Source organism: Salinimicrobium profundisediminis (assembly GCF_026241755.1).
Classification (GTDB): domain Bacteria; phylum Bacteroidota; class Bacteroidia; order Flavobacteriales; family Flavobacteriaceae; genus Salinimicrobium; species Salinimicrobium profundisediminis.
Genome location: NZ_JAPJDA010000002.1, coordinates 114,680 through 134,868 on the forward strand (window position 1 = coordinate 114,680; position 20,189 = coordinate 134,868).

At 41.4% G+C, this 20,189-nt stretch carries 17 protein-coding genes; 13 read left to right on the plus strand and 4 right to left on the minus strand.

The window, feature by feature from the left end; translation table 11 throughout:
• Positions 1-5: 5 nt before the first annotated feature.
• From OQ279_RS01685 to OQ279_RS01710, 6 genes are all read left to right on the plus strand, one after another.
• Positions 6-1,202 carry a glutamate-5-semialdehyde dehydrogenase gene (locus OQ279_RS01685; protein ID WP_266068030.1) on the plus strand — a complete coding sequence of 399 codons (1,197 nt, stop codon included), beginning with the start codon at positions 6-8 and terminating at the stop codon, positions 1,200-1,202.
• Positions 1,186-2,007, plus strand: a complete 822-nt coding sequence (proB, locus tag OQ279_RS01690; RefSeq protein ID WP_266068031.1) for a glutamate 5-kinase — start codon at positions 1,186-1,188, stop codon at positions 2,005-2,007. The genes OQ279_RS01685 and proB overlap by 17 nt, the downstream gene beginning before the upstream one ends.
• Before the next feature lie 1,289 nt (positions 2,008-3,296).
• Positions 3,297-5,051: an aspartate--tRNA ligase gene (gene aspS, locus OQ279_RS01695; RefSeq protein WP_266068032.1), complete on the plus strand. Its 1,755-nt coding sequence runs from the start codon at positions 3,297-3,299 to the stop codon at positions 5,049-5,051.
• Positions 5,052-5,093: 42 nt separating this feature from the next.
• Positions 5,094-6,887 carry a chloride channel protein gene (locus OQ279_RS01700; protein ID WP_266068033.1) on the plus strand — a complete coding sequence of 598 codons (1,794 nt, stop codon included), beginning with the start codon at positions 5,094-5,096 and terminating at the stop codon, positions 6,885-6,887.
• Complete coding sequence (locus tag OQ279_RS01705) at positions 6,884-7,129, plus strand: hypothetical protein (protein ID WP_266068034.1); 246 nt, start codon at positions 6,884-6,886, stop codon at positions 7,127-7,129. The genes OQ279_RS01700 and OQ279_RS01705 overlap by 4 nt, the downstream gene beginning before the upstream one ends.
• Before the next feature lie 101 nt (positions 7,130-7,230).
• Complete coding sequence (locus OQ279_RS01710) at positions 7,231-7,425, plus strand: cold-shock protein (protein WP_228914110.1); 195 nt, start codon at positions 7,231-7,233, stop codon at positions 7,423-7,425.
• Between the two features lie 60 nt (positions 7,426-7,485).
• Here OQ279_RS01710 and OQ279_RS01715 read toward each other — a convergent pair whose 3' ends face one another.
• Positions 7,486-8,439 (minus strand): NAD-dependent epimerase/dehydratase family protein, encoded by a 954-nt coding sequence (locus OQ279_RS01715; protein WP_266068035.1) that lies wholly within the window; start codon positions 8,437-8,439, stop codon positions 7,486-7,488.
• A gap of 132 nt (positions 8,440-8,571) precedes the next feature.
• Here OQ279_RS01715 and OQ279_RS01720 point away from each other — a divergent pair, with 132 nt between their 5' ends.
• Positions 8,572-9,153: a hypothetical protein gene (locus OQ279_RS01720; protein WP_266068036.1), complete on the plus strand. Its 582-nt coding sequence runs from the start codon at positions 8,572-8,574 to the stop codon at positions 9,151-9,153.
• Between the two features lie 214 nt (positions 9,154-9,367).
• Here the strand turns inward: OQ279_RS01720 and OQ279_RS01725 are convergent, their stop codons facing one another.
• Positions 9,368-10,879 (minus strand): FAD-dependent oxidoreductase, encoded by a 1,512-nt coding sequence (locus OQ279_RS01725; protein WP_266068037.1) that lies wholly within the window; start codon positions 10,877-10,879, stop codon positions 9,368-9,370.
• Between the two features lie 138 nt (positions 10,880-11,017).
• On the opposite strand from OQ279_RS01725, the gene OQ279_RS01730 reads away from it, so the two are divergent.
• The 6 genes from OQ279_RS01730 to OQ279_RS01755 all read left to right on the plus strand — a co-directional run bounded on the left by OQ279_RS01730 (position 11,018) and on the right by OQ279_RS01755 (position 18,185).
• Positions 11,018-12,532 carry a carboxypeptidase-like regulatory domain-containing protein gene (locus tag OQ279_RS01730; protein ID WP_266068038.1) on the plus strand — a complete coding sequence of 505 codons (1,515 nt, stop codon included), beginning with the start codon at positions 11,018-11,020 and terminating at the stop codon, positions 12,530-12,532.
• Positions 12,533-12,610: 78 nt separating this feature from the next.
• Positions 12,611-13,105 carry a nuclear transport factor 2 family protein gene (locus OQ279_RS01735; protein ID WP_266068039.1) on the plus strand — a complete coding sequence of 165 codons (495 nt, stop codon included), beginning with the start codon at positions 12,611-12,613 and terminating at the stop codon, positions 13,103-13,105.
• Positions 13,106-13,176: 71 nt separating this feature from the next.
• Complete coding sequence (locus OQ279_RS01740; protein ID WP_370866483.1) at positions 13,177-15,240, plus strand: M13 family metallopeptidase; 2,064 nt, start codon at positions 13,177-13,179, stop codon at positions 15,238-15,240.
• Positions 15,241-15,570: 330 nt separating this feature from the next.
• The gene (locus OQ279_RS01745; RefSeq protein WP_266068040.1) at positions 15,571-16,215 is read left to right on the plus strand and encodes a transposase; all 645 of its coding nucleotides are present in this window, start codon (positions 15,571-15,573) and stop codon (positions 16,213-16,215) included.
• Between the two features lie 72 nt (positions 16,216-16,287).
• Positions 16,288-16,830: a DUF1697 domain-containing protein gene (locus OQ279_RS01750; protein WP_266068041.1), complete on the plus strand. Its 543-nt coding sequence runs from the start codon at positions 16,288-16,290 to the stop codon at positions 16,828-16,830.
• 128 nt (positions 16,831-16,958) lie between these two features.
• Entirely contained in the window at positions 16,959-18,185 is a 1,227-nt protein-coding gene (locus OQ279_RS01755) for an MDR family MFS transporter (protein ID WP_266068042.1), read from the plus strand.
• A gap of 382 nt (positions 18,186-18,567) precedes the next feature.
• Here the strand turns inward: OQ279_RS01755 and OQ279_RS01760 are convergent, their stop codons facing one another.
• Complete coding sequence (locus OQ279_RS01760) at positions 18,568-18,930, minus strand: DUF1508 domain-containing protein (RefSeq protein ID WP_266068043.1); 363 nt, start codon at positions 18,928-18,930, stop codon at positions 18,568-18,570.
• 314 nt (positions 18,931-19,244) lie between these two features.
• A complete protein-coding gene (locus OQ279_RS01765; protein WP_266068045.1) occupies positions 19,245-20,051 on the minus strand; it encodes an NAD(P)H-binding protein in 807 nt (268 codons plus the stop codon).
• Positions 20,052-20,189 lie beyond the last annotated feature (138 nt).

Consider the following 20,189-nt stretch of genomic DNA (forward strand, 5'->3'; position numbering starts at 1 on the left):
AACGAATGAACACTCAGTTAACCATTGATGAACGTAACGCAGTTTTGGTCTCAATGGCAAATCTTGTGGAAAAGGAAAAAGACAATATTTTAAAAGCAAATAAGATCGACCTCGACAGCTATTCCGGGGAAGATCTGGCCATGGAAGACCGGTTAAAAGTTGATGATGCCAAAATTGAAGGTATGATAGGCTCCCTAAAACACCTGGCTTCCCAGGAAGACCCGGTAGGAGTGGAAAGATTCAGCTTTAAGCATGAAAACGGCATGCAGGTTTACAACCGCACCGCATCTTTTGGTACCGTAATGATCATTTATGAATCAAGACCCGATGTAACTGTTGAAGCTGCAGGGATCGCCTTTAAATCGGGAAACAAGATCCTTCTTAAAGGAGGAAAAGAATCCCTTAATTCAAACCTGGAAATTGTGAAACTTTGGCACCAGGCTCTTGAAGAAAACAATATTTCTCCAAACTGGGTAGAATACCTTCAGTTTGACAGAAAACAAACTCAGGAATTTCTCGCTAACCCAAATCAGCAGGTAGACCTTGTGGTACCACGTGGTGGGGAACGCCTTATCAAATTCGTTAAAGAAAATTCTTCGGCACAGGTGATTGTGAGCGGACGCGGAAACAACTTCGTCTACATTCACGAAAATGCCGATACAGATATTGCTATTGATGTGATCTTAAACGGAAAAACAGGGAAAATTTCTGCCTGTAACGCCGTAGACAAAGTATTGATCGATTCAAGGCTTCCGAATAAAAAAGAGTTCATAAACGAACTTTTAAGCACCCTGAAGAAGCACAATGTAGAAGTAATTGCCGACAAGTCTCTTGAAGATCTAGATGGCACCCGACCTCTTAAAAGTGAAGATGAATGGTATGAAGAATTTCTCGACTATAAAGCATTGATTGGGGAAGTAGATTCGGTCACTGAAGCTATTGCCAAGATCAACAAATATTCTGGCGGGCATTCGGCATCTATTATTTCAAAAGATGACAAGGAAGCACAGAAATTCATGGAAAATGTTGATAATGCAGCGGTTTACCACAATGCTTCAACAAGATTTACTGATGGCGGACAATTAGGACTTGGTGGAGAACTTGCCATTAGTACAGATAAACTACACCAGCGGGGGCCAATAGGGCTTCAGCATCTAGTAACCAACAAATGGTATATTCACGGAAATGGACAAACTCGATAAAATTTTAGAACAGAATAATATACAAATGGAAACTCCAAAGAAGAAAAAGAGGATACTTTTAAAATTAGGTTCTAATACACTAACCAAAGAAACCGACCATATTTCGAGAGGAAAAATTGAAGATATAGGCCGGCAGATTGCCGCCTTAAAAGACGATTACGAGTTCGTAATCATCAGTTCGGGGGCTGTAGCTGTAGCCAAGCAATTTGTGAACCTGGAACGCAGTGGCGAGAACATAGATGTAAAGCAGGCTTTAGCATCTATTGGCCAGCCGCACCTTATGCGTATTTTCCAGGAAAGCTTCAGGGAACTTGGGTTGTTGATAGGGCAGTGTTTGCTATCGCCAAACGACTTTAGCAATGAAGATTCCCGTCAAAATATCATCAACACTGTAAATGTGCTGGTAAAGAATGATTACATTCCTATTATTAATGAGAATGACACTTCTTCTACCGATGCTATAAAGTTTGGTGACAATGACAATCTTGCTGCGCAAACAGCGGCTTTACTTGATGTAGATTTATTTATCATTGCCACTAATACGCATGGTGTCTACAAAAAAGGTACAATTGAAGCTAAAACTCCGGAAACCATCCGTAAGGTAAGCGATTTGGCAGAGCTCAAGAAGGAAGTAATGAGCGAGACAAAATCAACTCACGGTACCGGCGGAATGGAATCAAAAGTTTCGGCTGCCGAGATCACTCAAAAAGCCAAAATTGAAACCTGGATCGTGAATGGTCTTGATGACAACTTTATCCTTAATGCTATTAATGATAAGGTGCATTTCACAAGAATTCACCACTAGATTATATTGATATTAATAGAAAAGCTGCGCAGTGATGTGCAGCTTTTTTTATGCTGAAATTTTAGCTGAAAAAATCCAATTCACTTCCTGTCCCAAGATTGTACACGGCCCGGATTGCAAAGAAAAAATTCGTGGATTCGTGGCAAATAAAGATTGTGCTCGGCACGGATTACAAATCCGCGCCAACCTCACGTAATAAATAAGAAATAGTCAAGCACCAAATTCCAATCTAGATCCTTTCCCGCAGGAACGAAACAAAAAATTCTAAATAAAATCATCTGTGCATCTGTGGCAGAAATTTCACAAGAGCCCAAAGTTTTCGTTCACAATAAACTTCAGAAGAAAACAGAAAATTCGTGGATTCGTGGCAAAGAAATGTTTGTACACGGCACGGATTACAAATCCGCGCCAACCTCACATAATAAATAAGAAATATACAAGCACCAAATTCCAATTTATGCCTTGTCACAGGCAGGAACGAAATAGAAATTTTTAAATAAAATCATCTGTGCATCTGTGGCAGAAATTTCTCAAGAGTCCAAAGTTTTGTTCACAAAAAACTTCAGAAAAAAAACAGAAAATTCGTGGATTCGTGGCGAAAAAATGTTTGTACACGGCACGGATTACAAATCCGTACCAACCTCACATAATAAAGAGAAATACTCAAGCACCAAATTCAAATTTATGCCTTGTCACAGGCAGGAACGAAATAGAAATTTTTAAAAAAAATCATCTGTGAATGTGTGGTAAAAATTTCACAAGAGCCCAAAATTTTCATTCACAAAAAACTTCAGAAAAAACAGAGAAAATTCATGGATTCGTGGCAAATAAAGATTGTACACGACACGGATTGCAAATCCGCGCCAACCTCACGTAATAAATAAGAAATAGTCAAGTACCAAATTCCAATTTATGCCTTGTCACAGGCAGGAACGAAATAGAAATTTTTAAATAAAATCATCTGTGCATCTGTGGCAGACATTTCTCAAGAGCCCAAAGTATTCATTTACTAAAAACTTCAGAAAAAAACAGAAAATTCGTGGATTCGTGGCGAAAAAATGTTTGTGCTCTAAATGATCAGCGGGAAAAAATTATAATCATTGGCAATTAATTCCACGTTAAAAGCCAAAAGCCTGAAAGCCAAAATCATTTTCGGGAAGACCTCCCAAAAATGCCATTTTTGGCACCTCTTTAAATTTAGATTCAAATTTTCTCGATTACTTTTTCCAATCTTCTTTCAATCCCGTGAGTTCTTCTTATTTTTGCCCCTCTAAAAGATCAAAACGATTATGTACAGAAGTCATACCTGCGGGGAATTAAGAATAGAAGACCAAGGAAAGCAAGTAACCCTCTCAGGATGGGTACAAAAGACCAGGGATAAAGGATTTATGGTGTGGGTTGATCTACGGGACAGGTATGGCCTTACCCAGCTTATTTTTGACGAGAAACGCACCCCAAAAGAGATCATGGAAAAAGCTTCCCAGCTGGGTCGTGAGTTTGTGATTCAGGTGAAAGGAGAAGTCATTGAGCGGGAATCCAAAAACCCAAACATGCCGACTGGTGATGTGGAGATCCTGGTTTCAGAATTAAATATTCTTAATTCGGCTCAACTTCCGCCGTTTACTATAGAAGATGAAACTGATGGAGGCGAAGACCTTAGGATGAAGTATCGCTACCTCGACATAAGACGTAACCCGGTGAAGAACAAACTCATCTTCCGCAGTAAAGTGGCTATGGAAGTGCGTAAACTTTTATCAGAAAAAGGATTTATTGAGGTTGAAACTCCCGTATTAATTAAATCTACGCCCGAAGGTGCGAGAGATTTTGTGGTGCCCAGCCGCATGAATGAAGGACAGTTTTACGCTTTACCGCAATCGCCACAAACTTTTAAGCAACTGCTTATGGTAGGCGGAATGGATAAATATTTCCAGATCGTAAAATGTTTTAGAGATGAAGATTTGCGTGCAGACAGGCAGCCGGAGTTCACACAAATTGACTGTGAAATGGCTTTTGTGGAGCAGGAAGATATCTTAAACATGTTTGAAGATTTTACACGTAACCTCATCAAAGCAGTTAAAGGCGTTGAGATTACCAAATTCCCGCGCATGACCTATGAGCAGGCCATGAAGAAATACGGAAATGACAAACCCGACATTCGTTTTGGAATGGAATTCGGCGAACTTAATGACCTGGCCAAGAACAAAGGCTTCAATGTTTTTGATCAACAGGAACTGGTAGTAGGAATTGCGGTTCCCGGTGCTGCTTCCTATACAAGAAAAGAGATCGATAAACTTATTGACTGGGTAAAAAGACCTCAGATTGGTGCTAACGGATTGGTTTGGGTAAAATACAACGAAGACGGATCTCTAAAATCTTCGGTTGACAAATTTTATTCGGAAGAAGATCTAAAAGCATGGGCAGAGAGAACAGGAGCAAAAGCAGGAGACCTTATCCTGGTAATGGCAGGTGATGCCGATAAAACCCGAACCCAGTTAAGTGCACTAAGAATGCACCTGGGCAATGAACTGGGATTAAGAAAAGCCGACGAATTTGCACCGCTATGGGTGGTTGATTTTCCCCTTTTGGAGTGGGATGAAGAAACAGGAAGGTATCACGCCATGCACCACCCTTTCACTTCCCCAAAACCCGAAGACATCAAATTACTTGACACCGAACCCGGGAAAGTTAGAGCCAATGCCTATGACCTGGTGCTCAATGGAAACGAGATTGGAGGAGGCTCCATAAGAATTCATGACAAGAATACGCAGGCAATGATGTTTAACCATCTTGGATTTACACCCGAAGAAGCTAAGGCTCAATTTGGCTTCCTCATGGATGCATTTCAATATGGCGCACCACCACATGGCGGTATAGCCTTTGGTTTTGACAGGCTTGTTGCCATACTGGGTGGACAGGAAACTATACGTGATTACATCGCTTTCCCTAAAAACAACTCGGGCCGCGATGTGATGATAGATGCTCCGGCAAGAATAAGTGAAGATCAACTTAAAGAGCTAAACTTAAAGTTACAAGTTAATTCCTAATATAAATGTCCTGCCTGTCAGGACATTTTTTTCTTTATTACTATGAGTACTAAAAGCAGGAATCCGTTATTTACAAGGTTTTTGATTTGGAGAACCAAACACCTTTCTTTGCAGCAGTTTGTAATGATACTGGCGGCCCTCATAGGTTTTACTGCAGGTTTGGCAGCTGTGGTGATCAAGAACCTCACCCACTTTATTCAGCGTTTACTTGAAGGGGAGCTAATTGTAAACTATCATCATGCTTTCTACTTCATCTTTCCTATAGTTGGGCTGGCACTTACACTATTCATAGCAAGGTATGGGATAAGACATCCCATAGGGCACGGTATACCTTCAACTTTGTACGCCATTTCAAAGAAAAAAGGGCTTATGAAGCCCATGCAAATGTATGCCTCCATACTCACAGCACCTATCACGGTAGGGTTTGGAGGATCTGTAGGGCTTGAAGGCCCCACAGTAGCAACAGGAGCGTCCCTGGGTTCAAATATCTCGAGAGCTTTTAACATGAACCAGGCGACCCGCACCTTACTCATTAGTTGTGCGGCAGCCGGTGCCATGTCAAGTATCTTCAAGGCTCCCATTGCGGCAATTGTATTCGCCATTGAAGTTTTTAGCCTGGACCTCACCCTGGCCTCCCTTCTACCTTTGTTACTGGCTTCAGTTTCTGCTATACTTACTTCATACTTTTTCTTTGGTTCAGATATTATTTTGCCTTTTAGCCTTAAAGACAGCTTTGAAATGAGTGATGTGCCTTATTACATCCTCCTGGGCGTATTGGCAAGCCTCTGCTCCATCTACTTTACAAAAGTTTATTTCTGGATCAATAAATTATTTAAACGGCTGGATTCTCCTTTTCACCGCTTACTTGTGGGAGGAGGAGCACTGGGAGTGCTTCTTTTTCTCATTCCGCCGCTGTATGGAGAAGGTTATAATGTAATAAATAATTTGCTGCAAGAAGATTATCTTGAAGCTTTGGGCAGTAGCTTATTCAATGAATACCTAGACAATTTTTGGGTAATCATTGCGCTCCTTGCCGGGCTGGTGATCTTCAAAATTGTGGCCACTTCGCTTACTTTTAACGCCGGTGGAATTGGAGGGATATTTGCTCCCGTTCTATTTATGGGAAGCACCATGGGGCATTGCTTTGCTTTGTTCATGAACCACATTAATGTATTAAGAAGTCCATTATCGGTAAGTAATTTTACCCTCGTGGGAATGGCCGGGCTAATGGCGGGAGTGCTTCACGCACCTCTTACTGCCATCTTCCTGATTGCTGAGCTCACTCATGGATACGAACTTTTTGTGCCGCTCATGATCACTTCAGCAATATCTTTTATGATCACTACCAGGTTCCTGCCACATTCAGTATACACCAGTGAACTGGCAAAACGCGGAGAGCTGATCACACATAATAAAGATCATGCAGTACTTACCCTCATGAATATAAAGCAGGTTATAGAAAGGAACTTTGTTACTTTAAAGACAGGCATGACTTTGGGTGAGATTGTGAAGGAAGGTGTGGTAAAATCATCGCGGAATATTTTTCCCGTGGTAGATAGCGACAATAACTTTATGGGTGTGCTATTGCTGGACGACATAAGACCAATAATGTTTGACAAAAAACTTTACGACAGCGTAAAGATTGAAGAACTTATGCAGGCAGCACCCGATATTATTGATGAAGAAAAAGACAGCCCAAAAACCATAATGAAAAAATTTCAGGAAACTGATGCCTGGAACCTTCCGGTAGTGCGAAAGAATAAGTATCTTGGGTTTGTATCAAAATCTAAGCTTCTTACTGCCTACAGGAAGAAGTTAATAGAAGTAACCGTATGAAAGTTTTATCCATTCTTACCCAGATAGTGGCCATTTTAATCGGGATCTCCTTTTTAGCGGGGTTTTATATTATGCAGGATGATCAGGCATTAGGAGACAGGATTGTTGGGCTCTCTGTGCTTGCAACAGTTTTCTTTCTCTTACCCATGTTCCTGGTACTTCGCTGGCGTGGAAAAAAATTAAAAGATTACACGCTTTCCGATGAAAATTTGAAGAAAATGAACGATCGGAAAAAGAAGTAACTGCCACGTTTTAAAATTTTTAGAAATAAATAACAATTTGATTAACCCCTGTTTCAATAATTGGATTATGTTTGTACTTTATTAATTATTATTTTTTTACAATGGAAGGTACAGTTAAATTTTTCAATGAATCAAAAGGTTACGGATTCATCACCAACGACGACACAGGAAGAGACATCTTTGTTCACGTTACAGGACTTAACGGAGAAACTCTTAATGAAGGAGACAAAGTTGAGTATGAGGAAGAAGAAGGAAGAAAAGGATTGACCGCAACTAGAGTGCGCGTAATCAACTAATCATATTAGTTTTTAGCTCAATCAAAAAGTCCTGCACACTGTGCAGGACTTTTTTTGGTTTTATACATGATGTACTTCCTTGATTCCTTCCAACATTTGGGAAGTCATTTTCTCGAGGTCAAATTCATGCCTCCAGCCCCAGTCCTGGCGGGCAGCAGAATCATCAATGCTTGATGGCCACGAATCGGCTATTGCCTGTCTAAAATCGGGATCGTAAGAAATTTCAAAATCAGGAATATGTTTTTGTATTGAAGCAGCAAGTGTCTCTGGAGTGAAGTTAAGAGCAGAAAGATTGTAAGAAGATCTTATTTTCACATTCTCAGCCGGGGCTTCCATTAAAGAAATCGTGGCTCTAATAGCATCATCCATAAACATCATAGGCAGCTCGGTATCCTCTTTTAGGAAAGAGGTATATTTTTCGGTTTTCAGGGCCTCATGGTAAATCTCCACAGCATAATCTGTAGTACCACCGCCGGGCAGTGTCTTATAACTAATCAACCCCGGATAACGGATACTTCTTACATCAACGCCAAATTTCCTGTGATAATATTCACACCAGCGCTCCCCGGCCTGTTTGCTTATTCCATAAACCGTAGTTGGCTCCATGATAGTGGTTTGAGGAGTATTTTGTTTAGGCGTGGTAGGCCCAAATACAGCAATACTTGACGGCCAAAAAACCTTGCTCACTTTTCCATCTTTTGCAAGGTTAAGAACGTGGAACAAAGAATCCATGTTCAATGCCCAGCCTTTCATGGGAAACTTTTCGGCTGTAGCACTCAGCATTGCTGCCATTAAGTATACTTCATCAATATCATATTGAATAACAAGGTCTTCAATTTGATGATAGTTGGTAGCATCGGCGATCTCAAAAGGGCCAGAAGCCATCAGCTCTTTGCTTCCTTCCCTAATGTCACAGGCAATTATATTATCTTTTCCCTGTTTTTCCCGCAGGGCCATAGTAAGTTCGGTTCCTATTTGCCCGCAAGCACCAATTATCAATATCTTTGAAGCCATAAAAGTTTCTTTTTTTAAGTAGCAGCAAAGATATTCAATTCAGGAAAGATGAGAAATTCCCTGGTCCTAAATCCGGGGCCATTTTGGATATAATGACTTAAAAAAACTGTACGAAAAGCATATCTTTAGAAAATGAGAAAAATTGTTCTGTTATTGAGTTTTGTCTCCTTCTTTTCCTGCGGAGAAAAACAGGAAGCACCGGTTTCTCCAATTGATTCTGAAAAATCATTTTTAGATCCTTTGGAGGTAAACACTACCCGCTCGGTAAATCTTTTACCTAAAGCCAGGGAGGTTGCCGGAGAGTGGCTCGCATACGCCACTGCACAGAACGAAATTCAGAATTTAGAAAACAGTACAGGGCAGGAAATACTCAGCTCGGCAAATAATCTCGTACAGATCATGGAAAACCTGCGTACCACCATTCCTGATTCTTTAAAAAGCACAGCGGTTGAAGCCCGTGCCAATGTTCTCTATACCAAAGCACAGATACTCCATCAACTTTCAAATAAAAAACAAAAGAACCCCGACGAAATACTTGATCTTGCTGAAGACATGATCACCGAATTTGATAATTTCAAGTTGCAGCTCAACGAACTTTTCCTGAAGACCCCTGAAAATTTTGAAACGGAACTTGACCGGGAATTTCAAGAGCCCCTGGAACCCGACAGTACCGGAACCATTCCCCTATTTCGCAGAAATGTTGAAAGGCAGTGATTTAAACGGAAACAAGAATCACGAGACTAAAGGCAAGACTTTTTTAAATATTCAAACACCAAATTCACAACAATTTTTCAAAAAACATCTTGGCGAATCTGTGCAATAAGCGGTAAACCTTTTAAAGGAAAAAGGTATATTAAATATTGTATAATCTAAAATAAAACTGCCTCCTGGAACTTTACTAAGCATTGATCACCTGAGCGGTAAATAACTATTCTTTCTCCCTCGCTGCAGGATCCTTAGGCGCCAGCGGTAAAAAGGCAGGACCTTCAATCACTTCTCCTGTTGCCTTGAACCTGCTTCCGTGACAGGGGCAATCCCAGCTTTTCTCGGCATCGTTCCAGTCTACTATACAATCCATATGGGTACAAACGGCCGACTGGCAATGTACCTGTCCCTTTTCATCTTTAAAAACAGCCCATTTTTCATTCTCTACTTCCACTACTTTTCCCTGGTCGGCAGCAATTTCATCAAAAGAACCGGCTTCAGCTTTTCCAGGCAGGTCTTTGATGTATTGTTTGGCTACATTGAGGTTTTCCTTGATGAAATTCTTTGCCGACTTAACAGGGGTGAACCTGGATGCTTTATAGAGATCACTCCACTCATTTTCCCTGTTATTAAGCTGGTCATTTAAGATCATAGCCGAAAGCACCCCATACGTAAGTCCATCTGTAGAAAAACCTGTGGCGATATAAATATTGTCATCAGAACTTTCGCCTATATACGGCAACCCATCTGCAGGTTTGTAATGCTGTGCACTCCACTCATAATCTATTGAAGCAACATCAAAATGTTTTCTGGCATTCTGTTCCAACTTTTTGAAGAAACAGCTGTAATCATCCTCCTGTCCAACTTTGTGATGGCCACCTAACACCAGCACATAATTATCTTCTCCCTTGCTGTATGTGCGCATTGAAGTATGAAAGTCGGCCTCTGTGTCCCAGTAAATACCATCGGGAAAATCACCTGAGTTTAATTTAGCTGCAATTGCATATTCCCGGTAAGGATAAAGTGCGGTTTGCAAGCCATAAATTCCCTTGGGAGTATGGGTGGCTAAAATGACCTTTTTGGCAGTTACTTTAGCGCTATCGGTTGAAAGTACAAGATCTTCCTCCTTTTCAATATGGTGGACCTCCGAATTTTCGAAGATCCTGCAATTTGCACTGTCAATTTTTTCTGCAAGCCCCCTCACAAACGCAGCAGGATTGAACTGGGCCTGCCCTTCTACCTTTATCGCCATACTCACTTTTACAGGTATGGGTAAGTCGTGTACTTCTTCTACCGGCAACCTGTAATGAGCAGCAGCTTTGATCTCCTTCTCTATGGTCTCGTCCTTTTTTTCTGTCTCGCTAAATAGATACCACGGCACGCGCTTAAAACTGCAATTAATCTGGTATTTATTTACCAGTTCCTCTACCAGGTTTACTGCCTGTCCCCGCGATTGCGCCACTCTTGAAGCTGTATCTTCATTCCATTTGCTTTGAATGTGATGCAGGCGCTTATCTACCATAGCGTAGAGGTTTCCTGTAGAATCGCCAGTGGTTCCTCCACTTATAGTACCTGCTTCAAGAAGCACTACCTTTTTACCCGATTTTGCCAAAAGGTATGCGGTTGTAATGCCGGTAATCCCTCCCCCAATAATGGCTATTTCGGCACTAATATTTTCATTCAGTTTGGGGAAGTTCGTGTTCGGGGCGGCTGATTTCCAGAAAGATCGTGTCATAAAAAAAGGTGTTTTTCTAAAGGTAACAACCCTTGTTCCTGCTGCCAATTGTATTAAGTTAGTTTTTTGTTAATCCTGCCACCGCTAAAATTTTGTAACAATTGCTTCAGAATGACGTCTATAAACAAAACATTCTCAATGAAATCCCTCTTAGTATTCTTTCTGTTTCTCCAGGCTGCTTTTGTTCAGGCACAGGAAATCAAAGCCAAAGTGCTTGATGCCGGTACTAAACAACCTATCCCTTACGCGAATGTTGTTTTTGGTGAAAACCGCGGACTCGTTACCAATGAAGAAGGCTACTTCAGCTATAATGCCGAAGAAGATAAACTTCCCGAAATAGTGAAGATCTCCTCTTTAGGGTACGAACTCCTTGAGGTTACCCCCGCTGAAATTTCCGAAGGAATTATTTACCTAAAACCCGCATCTATTGAACTGGGCGAAGTCTTCCTTTCTAACAAGAACCTTTCAGCAAAAGAAATTTTAGAAAAAGTCAAAGAAGAGGTTAATCACAACTACAACTTTGACAACAGCAAGAAGAGGGTCTTCTTAAGACAATCTGGCACCAGTTATGTACGCCGGTTTAATATGGAGGTAGATAAGAGCACGATTGAAGGGATTGATCAGGACCTCATGAATGAGATCTCTGCAAAAATCCCTAAAGTTTCCGATTCGTATAAAGAAGTTTTGGCCGACATGTACGGGAACTATGACACCCAGAAGGTCAACATCATCAAAGCGGCAAACCTTTACAATCCGCAGAGCATGAAAAACCTGGAGGAGATTACCGAAAATTTCAACACGCTCTTCATGAACACCTTAAAAGAACGTTCTTACCTGAAGATAAAATCGGGGATCATAGGGTTTAAGGTAGATGAAGACGAATTGAAAGAAGGACTGGTAGTATCAGAAAAAAAGGAAGAAAAAACTCCCGAAGAAAAAGAAAAAGCCAGGGTTAAAAGCAGAAAGTATCTACAGGAGAGTTCAGGTGCTAATGTAAAAAGGCTTATGAACGGTATGTTCTGGAAAGAGGACATTACTTTTAACCTTTTTGACAAGTCGAACAAGTACAAATACAACCTCAACGGCTACGCGTATATTGACAACAATACCGTTTACGTCATAGATTTTGAACCCAAAAGAGGAGCCGATTTTAAAGGCAGGATGTACGTCAATACGTTAGATTATGGGGTACATCGTTTGGAATACGAAAATGTGAAGCCATTAAAGAAATTTCGTCTCTTTGGAATTAGCACTGCCGATGATGTTTACCGCGGCAAGATGATCTTTGTAAAAGACGAAGCCGGAAAATACAACCTGAGTTACCTGGAGCGCGAAACCGGGGAAACCGTGGGAATTAAGCGGCCACTCACCATTATTGAAAAGAACAAACACGTTAAAGGCCGCCGCAAACAAAATGAACTCGACCTTGACCTCGATCTTAGGGTGAGCGAAATCGTGAAGCTACAGCTGGTAGTATATCAAACCGAAGCCATGGCTCCCGGAAGCTTCGATAATATTGCTGCAACCGATGATTTTGAGTATAAAACCTTTAAAACATACAACCCCGATTTCTGGAGCGGGTATAACATCATTGAACCCAACGAGGCCATTAAAAATTTCGTTGCGCTTGATGCCGAAAAGGAAAATTTATAAGAACTTAATTATTATCAATTTTTATCCCGTCTACCCACTAAAGTCTACAGACTATAAATTATAAAAACCTAAAAACCTATGCGAAAAATTCCATTTTTGACACTCCTGTTTTTCTTCGGAAGCTTTGCTTTTGGGCAAACTTCCCAAACTCAGGTGAACCAATTGCTGGAGAACTGGCACGCCGCGGCTGCCCAGGCCGATTATGAAGACTACTTCAACTTAATGGCTGATGAATCTGTTTTTATAGGGACAGATCCTACAGAGAACTGGAACAAACAGGAATTCATGCAATGGTCAAAGCCATATTTTGACCGCGGGAAGGCCTGGAGCTTCTCAACCCTGGAACGAAATATCTTTTTTGCTGAAGATGGAGAAACCGCTTGGTTCGATGAACTCCTGGATACTCAAATGGGCATTTGCCGTGGGAGTGGGGTCGCTGTAAATGAGTCGGGGAAATGGAAGATCAAACATTACGTGCTATCCATTGCTATTCCAAATGAGAATGTAGATGCTGTTACCTCTCTAAAAGCCGATTTTGACAGGAAATTAATGTCTCATTTAAGAGCTCAATAAGTAGCTGTGGCAGAAGCTAAATATTCATTCCTTTTCACTAATTTTCGCCACAATTAAAATTTACCAAAAATATGAACAGAATAAGTAAAGGTTTTCTCCTTTCTTTTATGGCTACAGCAGCTTTCACCAGCTGTAAGAACGACAAAGAAGTTGAAGCCGAAGAACCACGCGGGATCAATCTTGCCTATATGGACACCACCGTGACTCCGCAGGAAAATTTCTTTAGGTACGTGAACGGCCGTTGGCTGGACACTAACGAGATCCCTGAAGACAAAACCGTATGGGGAAGTTTTAACGAACTTCGCGAAAAGACCGATGCCGATGCACTTGCTCTTTTAGAAGGTGCAGCGAACAGCGACAGCCTTGACGGCAACAGCGACCAGGCTAAGGCAGTTTATCTCTACAAAACTATCATGGATACCGTGGCCCGTAACGAGCAGGGCATTCAGCCTATTCAGCCTTACCTCGACAAGATTGCGGCTATCAAGACCAAAGAAGACGTGCAGACTTATCTTGAGGAGATGCAAATGTATGGCGGCGGCGGATTCTTCAGCTTTGGTGTAGGTGCCGATGCAAAGAATTCTAACATGAACGCAGCTTACTTATCTCCGGGAGGTCTTGGCCTGCCAGACAGGGATTATTACATTGCTGAAGATGCAGATTCAAAAGATAAGCGTGAGAAATATGTAGCTCATGTTACCAAAATGCTTCAGTACTTAGGTGATTCTGAAGAAGAGGCAGCAAAAAAGGCAGAAACTATCCTCGAGTTTGAAACTGCGCTTGCGCAACCAATGCTGGACAAGGTAGAGCGTCGTGACGCCCGAAATACTTATAATCCAATGACAGTTACCGAACTTCAGAATAAAGTTCCGGCAGTAAACTGGAACAGTTATTTTGAAGCCATTGGTGTTACCGGCGTAGATACCATTATAGTGAGCCAGCCCCGTTACATGGAAGCCGTTCAAAAGACATTGGCTTCCCAAAATGTAGAGGATTGGAAAGAATATCTTAGATGGTCTCTTTTCAACGATGCAGCAGGAATGCTAACTACCGAAATTGAAGATGCCAACTGGGAATTCTATGAAAAGACCCTTCGTGGTGCACAAAAACAACTTCCACGTAACGAGCGTGCCCTTGCTACAATCAACCAGACTGTGGGAGAAGCTCTTGGAAAACTATACGTAGAAGAACATTTCCCGGCTGAAGCAAAACAAAAAGCTGAAGAAATGATTGAAAACGTGGTAAAAGCTTTTGAAAACAGGATTGACAACCTTACCTGGATGAGCGACAGCACCAAGGTAAAGGCCAAGCAAAAACTGGGCACCACAAAGATCAAGGTAGGATATCCCGATGAGTGGAAAGATTACAGCAGCATAGAGATCAAAGAACCTGCAAATGGAGGATCATACTTCCAGAATATGCTCAACATTGCAAAATGGAGCGTGGAAGAAGATATCGCCGAACTTGGAAAACCTGTAGACAAGAGCGAATGGTTTATGGCGCCACAAATTGTGAATGCTTATTACAACCCGCTTTACAATGAGATCGTGTTCCCGGCGGCCATTCTACAGCCACCTTTCTACGATTATAAAGCCGATGCTGCTGTGAATTACGGCGGAATTGGAGCAGTGATTGGCCACGAGATCTCTCACGGCTTTGACGACAGTGGTTCGCGTTTTGACGCCGATGGCAACCTGAACAACTGGTGGAGCGAGAAAGACCTTGAACAATTTGAAAACCTTGGCGGAAGACTGGCCGACCAGTACAGCGCCATTGAAGTACTGGATTCAGTTTATATCAACGGAAAATTCACTTTAGGTGAGAACATTGGTGACCTTGGAGGTGTAAACGCAGCTTATGACGGTCTCCAGATCCACCTGAAAGAGCATGGAAATCCCGGAAAAATAGACGGATTCACCCCCGAGCAGCGATTCTTTATGAGCTGGGCTACCGTTTGGAGAACCAAGATGAGAGAAGAAGCACTACGCAACAGGATCAAAACAGATCCACACTCCCCGGGAGAATACAGGGCTTACGTGCCACTTCAGAATATTGATGCCTTCTACGAAGCCTTCAATATCCAGGAAGGAGATCCAATGTACGTAGCTCCAGAAAACCGAGTGAAGATCTGGTAATACCTTTCAAAAATGACATTTTAAGCCCCTCTTCCGGAGGGGCTTTCTTTTTTTCCGCAGGAAAAAGAATATTAATCCCTGCGGGATTAAAAATAATTCCGCCAGGAATTATTCAAAAAAAAGAAGGTACAGACGTTGCATGCAACGTCTCCGAAGCCGAAGCCGCACCATCCCCCATCAACACCTCTCAAAAATGGCATTTTACCCCCTCTCTTTACAGAAACTTTCATCTCATAGACAATTGATATTTAAATTTTTATATCTTAATTCACTTTGGAAGAAGATTAATTCAACCGGAATTAGCAACACAATCATTAAGCAGGTGCCCCGATGGCCGACCTTTTTAAAAACAAATACCGGATAAAATCTGCCCGACTCGAAAGCTGGGATTACAGATGGAATGCTGCGTACTTTATCACCATCTGCACGGCTAATAGAAAACATTACTTCGGGGAGATTAAAAACGGAAAAATGGAATTCTCTCCCACAGGTGTGATTGCAGATATCTTATGGCATGAAATTCCGCACCACACATCCTACGTGCATTTAGACAATTTTGTAGTGATGCCCAACCACATCCACGGCATTCTGATCCTTAATAATCCGGAAATCCCGAAAGAAAATATTTCCAAAGAAAATATTGAAGAAGGAAGAATTGGGGATCGATTAGATCCAAAAAATGATTCCCGGGGGAATCATTTGAATGATCCCGTACAGACGTTGCGTGCAACGTCTCAGGAGCATCCCCAGAAGCACTCCCAAATGGCAAAGATTTCCCCAAAATCCAATTCCATCTCAACAATAATAAGATCATATAAATCGGCCACTACAAAACATGCCCACCGGCTGGAATTTGATTTTGAATGGCAAACCCGCTTCTATGATATCATCATCCGGAATGAAATTTCTTTTCAAAACATTTCCAACTACATCAAAAATAATCCGGCAAAATGGAAAGAAGACAAATTCCACTGATCATAAAAAAATTACCTAAAAAAACCTGTACCTTCCAAAAATGATATTTCACTAACCCCAATTAACATCCAGATGAACAAAAAAATCGCAATCTTAAGAGGAATAAATGTTGGTGGAAAAAGAAAGATCCTGATGGCCGATCTAAAAGCCTTATGTGAAAAATTGGAGTTGGAACAAATAGAAACTTACATACAAAGTGGCAATCTCCTTTTCAATTCTCAACTAAAAAACACTAAGCTGGAAGATTTACTTGAAGATGCTATTAAAGAAAAATTTGGGTTTGAAGTACCTGTCATTGTTCGGGATTCAGAAGAACTGCAGACTTTGAATCGTAAGAATCCGTTTTATGATAAAAATACAGACATCAATCAATTACATCTGACCTTTTTAAAGGAAAAACCTTCGAAAGAAAATTTAGAAAAAACACAAACCTTTAACTACGACCCCGATAAATTTAAAATCGCAGAAAAAGAGGTATTCATTTTTTGCGAAGGTAAATACCACCAAACAAAACTGAACAACAATTTTTTTGAGAAGAAATTAAAAGTTGGAGCTACCACCAGGAATTGGAAAACCATCTTAAAACTCCATGAATTAAGCAAAAAACAGATATAATTGCCCCATAGTGAACATCGCAGTAGCAAGAACTTCTAAAACTGTAAACTGCGGCTACTAAAAAAATACTGGCAGCAGCAACCAAACCAATCCATTTTTAATTTAATTTCAGCCTTTTATTTTCAGCAATGTTACAGCGATTATTTAAGGCGTATATAGGATCATTCAGCGACCTGAGGCGGGAGGTATGGCTGCTGGCGTTTATCACCTTCATCAACCGTGCGGGAACCATGGTGATTCCGTTCCTTTCGCTGTACTTGACTAAAAACCGCGGATTTTCTCTCGAAGAAGTAGGCTGGATCCTCACTTTCTTTGGCCTGGGTTCCGTCGCCGGCTCCTGGCTGGGCGGGAAACTTGTCGACAGGATTGGCCACTACAAAACCATGGCCTTTAGCCTGCTCATTTCGGGCGTCCTATTTATCTTTTTGCAGTTTCCCACCACTTTCTGGGGAATTTGCGCCGGAATCTTTATCGTAATGCTGGTAGCCGACACTTTTAGGCCCGCAGTTTTTGTCGCCATTAACGCCTACAGCAAACCTCAAAACCGCACTCGATCTATCACACTAATAAGGCTCGCTATCAATCTCGGATTTTCCGCAGGTCCCGCCGTTGGCGGATTGATCATTGCAGGTGCCGGTTACGGCGGACTCTTCTGGGTAGATGGTATCACCTGTATCACAGCAGGTTTTCTGCTCCTAAAACTGCTTCATCCTAAGAAAGCTGTTGAAAATCCTAAAGAGATCCTCAGCATTCCGAAGTCCATGATGAAAGACAAACCTTACCTGGTTTTCATTGGTGCCATGATCTTGTTTGGGTTTGTTTTTCTGCAGTATTTCTCTACCATCCCCTTATATTACGCCGAAGTGCATTTTCTAAGCGAGTTCGAGATTGGAGTTTTACTGGGCTTAAACGGTTTCCTCATCTTCCTGTTTGAAATGCCCCTCATCAAATACCTGGAAGCAAAAGTCCGTTCCACGCTTTTCCACGTCATCACGGGCTCTATACTTGTCGCCATCAGTTTTATGCTTATCAATCTTACAGGATGGGTGGGAATTCTGCTTGTAGGAATGATTTTTTTGACCCTTGGCGAAATGATCGCATTTCCGTTTTCAAACAGCTTTGCCCTCAAAAGAGCCGAAGGTGGAAAACAGGGATCCTACATGGCTTTGTACAGTATCGCCTTTTCAATAGGACATATTTTTGGCCACAATTCCGGAATGCAGATGATCAACAAATTCGGGTACGCCCTCACATGGAACGTCATGATCCTGCTTTCTTTAATTGCCTGTGGCCTGCTGGTTTATGTGATGTTCCTGGTGAAAAAGGAAAGTGAATCCCCTGTTCTCGAAACTTAATCTGAATTTTCTTCGGAAAGATATTTTGAAGCCGATTGCTTTTCTTCAGAAGAAAAACTCCTCTCAAAAATGACATTTTAGGCACCTTTTTCACCCCCGAAAATGTTCTAAAGAAAATAGAGAAAAAAGGAAAGAAAAATGAGGAAGAGAATGAGAAAATGCAGAAAGAATGAGGAAGAGAAGATAGAATAGAAGAGAAAAGAATGGGGAAAGAAATGGAGAAAATGAATGAAATGGAGGAAATGGAGAAGAAATGGAGAAGAAATGGAGAAGAAATGGAGAAGAAATGGAGAAGAAATGGAGAAGTACAGACGTTGCATGCAACGTCTCCACAGCAATTCCCACAGCAATTCCCCAAAAAATATTCAATTAATAAGAAAGATCATTCTTCTTCTTCAACCTCAGCAAAAACATCTTCATTTAAAGAGAAATCCAGTGTTTCGGCTTCGGGGACATACTTTAAGAATTGATCAATACCTTTTTGAAGCATTAATTCCGTAGAGAATTTTCGGCTGGTGGCCAGGACAAATCCGCCGCGGGTAATCCTGAAAAAATATTTTCCCGAACCCGTTCTGGCCTTCCTGAATGTGAAAGAATCGAGCTCCCCCTGAATTGTCTCTATGATCTTTTCACAGTCGGTTTTTTCCCTGCAGGCAATGCTGGTGAAGATGGTTTTTCCCTTCCGGGAGGCAAAAGTGAACTTATAATTCCCATTATCTCTTTTACTTATCACAAATGCGCTCATAGGCTATCCTCGAATTTTTCAAAACCTCAAATCTAAAAAAACGGAGGTATGATGCCACTGCAAAGTTTCAAAAGTTATTAAGATTAAAATATCCTATTAAGAAGCACCAAAATCCAATCTTCAAGCACCAAATGTCAAATTCTAAATTCCAAAAGAGTAGTTAATTGGTTGGCGCGGATTTGCAATCTGGGCCGATACTGACCAGCAGCAATCATATGAATAAAAATACCGGACACAAATCTCAACCAACAAACCTCATCGTGAAAAGACATGAACAGCTGGCGCGGATTTGCAATCCGTGCCGTCGATATTCATCAAATTCCGGCGCTGAATTCTACTCCCAGCTGCCGCATCACTTTTGAAGCTGAAATCACTTTCCCCACAGATGGCCGGGATTGATCGAATTGCGGAAGCTCCAACTCCATTTCCCGTGCTTTTTGCTGATAATATTTCTCCTTCGGCGGATTCAGGGGAAAAACAGCATTGTATACCTCTCCAAAAATGTCATTTTCGAGTACCTTTTTTATCACCTGCAGGCAATCTTCCAGGTGAATGAGATTTACAGGCCCTAACGGATTTGCGAGTCCGCTCCTGCCGGCAAGGTACTTCACAGGGTGCCGTCCCGCACCATAGAGTCCGCCAAAGCGAATTACTGTAGTGTCAAAAATGGCATTTTCAAGAAGAATTTTTTCTGCGGAAATGATCTCTTTCCCAGAAGCTGAAGTGGCATTTGGTTGAGTATCTTCGGTATAAACAGGAAAGCTTTCTGTCTCTTCATAAACGGAAATTGAAGACACAAAAATGACCTTTTTGACACCTGAAGTTTCAATAGCTTCAGCCAGCTTTTTTATAGCTTCGGAATAATTTACTTCCGGGTTCTTGCGAAGTCCAGGGGGAAAATCAACGATCAAAATGCCATTTTTGGAAAGGAAATCTTCAATGTTTCCCTCAACACCTTCCGAAGTAACTTTTATTTGAAAAGCTTCAACACCTGCCTGTTTTAAAACCGGAAGTTTTTCAGCAGAAGTTGTAGAGCCCTTTACCGAAAGGCCTTCAGCCATTAGCATTTTAGCCAGCGGGAATCCCAGCCAGCCGGTTCCGAGTATGGAGATGTTTTTCAAATTATGAAAAGTTAGATTTTAGAAGTACGAAGTTAGAACAGACGTGTGACGTGAGAAAAAATATTTTACGATTGATGACATTAATATCTGTAATTTGTTTTGTGTCTATTTTGGAATTTGGTGCTTGAAATTTGGTGC